We start from the raw sequence: 2350 nt of genomic DNA, 5'->3' as shown, positions 1-2350 counted from the left end.
CCGGCGCCCCCCACCACGGCGCCCCCGACCACGGCGCCCCCTCGCGCGGTGCCGCCGAGTCCGCTGGTCCCGGGCCCGGGCCCGGAACCCTGGGCAGGGGCCGGGTCCGCCGGACATATCGTCCCCGCCCCCCGGGCCGGGACGGATGTCCCCGCGCTGCTCTCCGCCGTCGATGTGTTCGTGTCCGCCTCGCGGGACGAGGCGTTCGGCCTCGCCGTGGTCGAGGCGCTCGCGGCCGGGCTTCCCGTACTGCACAGCACCTGCCCGGCCGTGGACGATCTGCCCGCGTGGCAGTCGCCCGGCGCGCGGCGGTTCGACGGAACGGCCGAAGGGCTGACGGCGGCCCTTGACCGGCAGCGGACGGCGGGCCGGGACGGCCGGCGGTGCGAACCGCCGCCGGTCGTCCGGCACTACGACATCGCGCGCAGCAGCGCCCTTCTTCAGGAGGTCTACGCGCAGGCCCTCGCCGCGCCGCCTCCCGCCGCCTCATCCACCCACCCGACCGAGGGAGCACGCCCATGACCGAGTCGCCCGAGCAGGAGCCCGCCGCCCGTTCCGCCGCCCGTCGGCGGATCGGCGGCTGGAGCAGCAGATTCCGGAACCGGACCTCCCCGCCGCGCTGGTGGCCGCTGCCCGTCTGCGTACTCGCCGGAGCGGTCGCCGGAGGCGCGTACGGAGTGCTGGCCACGCCCGAGTACGCGGCCACCGGCTATGTCGTCGCCGTCCCCGACAAGGACGCGCAGCCGGGCGGGGCCGTCGGCTTCGCCCAGGCGTACGGCAGGATCGCCACCAGCGACTCCACGATCGCGTACGCGCGCGTGGCCGCCGGGGTCCCCGCGCGGGAACTGCGCGACCAGGTGCGGACCGAGACCTCACCCGACTCGCCGATGATCGCCATCACCGGTACATCGGACCGGTCCGGCGAGGCCGCCGACATCGCCAACGCCGTCGCGGACGCCGTCATCGTGAGCGGCAATCAGGTCGCCAAGAGCACCGGTGTGCGACTGGTGAGCTTCTCGCAGGCGATCCAGCCGGCCCAGCCCGTATCGCCGTCGGCGCGGCTCAGCGCCGCCGTCGGAGCGTCGGCGGGCGGCCTGCTCGGCGGCCTGGTGCTCCTCGTCCGGCCCCGGCGCCGCGCCCGCCCGGCCCCGGCGGCCACCGTGGTACCCGCCCCGGCCACCTCCGCCTCTGCCTCCGCCTCCGCCGCCACCTCCACCGCTTCCCCCGCCAAGGAACGGAAGCGGGTCCGATGACCGGGCCGCGAGCGGGTCTCACCGCCACTCTCTGCCGCGATCAGCGGGAGTTCGCCGGACTCCGGCAGGAGTGGGACGACCTCCACCGCCGCTGCTCGGGCGCGACCCCCTTCCAGAGCCATGCCTGGCTGGACTCCTGGTGGCTGTCGTACGGGACCGGCGGGCGGCTGCGGATCGTCACCGTCCGCCGCGACGGCAGGCTGATCGCCGCCGCGCCGCTGATGCTCGTCCACCGGCCGCTGCCGCTGCTCGTCCTGCTGGGCGGCACCATCTCCGACTACGGTGACATCCTCGTCGACGACCACGCCGACTCCGCGATCACCGCCCTGGAGCGGGGACTGCGGCGTGCCGCCCGCCACCGGGTGATCGATCTGCGCGAGGTGCGCCCCGGCGCCGCCGCCGAGAGGCTGTACGAGAGCTGGACAGGCGCGAAGCGGTGGCTGCCGGACTCCGTCTGTCTCGAACTGCCCGCCGAGCCGATGGACGAACTGATCAAGCGTCTCCCGGCCGGCCGCGCCCAGCGCGTACGGGCCAAACTGCGCAAGGCCGACGCCCTGAAGATCGAGGACCGCGCGGTGACCGAGCACGAGGTGCCCGACGCCATCGGCCATCTGCTGCGGCTCCATGAACTCCAGTGGCGGGGCCGGGGCATCACCGTCGAGCATCTGCGCCCACGGTTCGCGGAACACCTGGTGCGCGCGACCCGCCGGATGCTGCGCGACGGCAACGCGTCCCTCACCGAGTACTGCCGGGACGGCGAAGTCGTCGCGGCCAGTGTGTCCCTGCTGTCGGGACAGCTCTCCGGGGGATATCTCTACGGCGCCCACCCCGGGCTGCGCGAACAGAAGGTCGACATCGCGACGATACTGCTGCGCCACGACATGGACCACGCCGCCCGTACGGGCCGGCGGGTGGTGAGCCTGCTGCGGGGCGCGGAGTCGTACAAGAACCACTGGCGGCCCACGGCCGTCACCAGCCGGCGGCTGCTGATGGCCCCCCACGCCCTCGAACCGGCCCTGCGGCTGCACGCCGCGCGGGCGGCCCTGCGCGACCGCGCGGCGGGGGCCGTGCAGACCCGGTTCCCCGCCGCGCAGATC

Annotated in this window: 3 protein-coding genes; all 3 read left to right on the top strand. The window is 75.1% G+C overall.

Annotated elements, in window-relative coordinates; all coding sequences use genetic code 11:
- Positions 1-522 (top strand): glycosyltransferase (locus ACWF94_RS38870; protein ID WP_453499758.1); only part of this gene is annotated, 522 nt, incomplete at its 5' end.
- Positions 519-1253: a lipopolysaccharide biosynthesis protein gene (locus ACWF94_RS38865; RefSeq protein WP_453499756.1), complete on the top strand. Its 735-nt coding sequence runs from the start codon at positions 519-521 to the stop codon at positions 1251-1253. The genes ACWF94_RS38870 and ACWF94_RS38865, both read left to right, overlap by 4 nt.
- Positions 1250-2350 (top strand): GNAT family N-acetyltransferase (locus ACWF94_RS38860; protein WP_453499754.1); only part of this gene is annotated, 1101 nt, incomplete at its 3' end. The genes ACWF94_RS38865 and ACWF94_RS38860, both read left to right, overlap by 4 nt.

It is taken from the genome of Streptomyces sp. NPDC055078 (assembly GCF_053607985.1).
This window is presented reverse-complemented; position numbering and strand designations above follow the sequence as displayed.